This window comes from Terrisporobacter petrolearius (assembly GCF_020748185.1).
In the GTDB taxonomy this organism is placed as follows: domain Bacteria; phylum Bacillota; class Clostridia; order Peptostreptococcales; family Peptostreptococcaceae; genus Terrisporobacter; species Terrisporobacter petrolearius.
Genome location: NZ_JAHZMO010000254.1, coordinates 1 through 237, shown reverse-complemented (window position 1 = coordinate 237; position 237 = coordinate 1). Strand labels below are relative to the sequence as shown.

Genomic DNA, 237 nt, shown 5'->3' with positions numbered 1-237 from the left:
GGCTCCAAGGGAGGGACTCGAACCCTCAGCCTATCGGTTAACAGCCGAGTGCTCCACCGTTGAGCTACCTTGGAACATAACGTGGCTACGTGCTACTCTCCCAGGGGGTTGCCCCCCAAGTACCATCGCCGCTCAAGAGCTTAACTTCTGTGTTCGGAATGGGAACAGGTGTATCCTCTTTGCTATAATAACCACATAATCTTTATATAAAGTATTAACTTTTGTTAGTACTTTCAA

General features: G+C 47.7%; 1 tRNA gene and 1 rRNA gene. Both read right to left on the bottom strand.

Features of this window, described 5'->3' with window-relative positions:
* Nucleotides 1–2: 2 nt before the first annotated feature.
* A tRNA-Asn gene (locus K0040_RS20550) sits at nucleotides 3–74 on the bottom strand.
* 5 nt (nucleotides 75–79) lie between these two features.
* A 5S ribosomal RNA gene (gene rrf / locus K0040_RS20545) occupies nucleotides 80–196 on the bottom strand.
* Nucleotides 197–237: the final 41 nt, after the last annotated feature.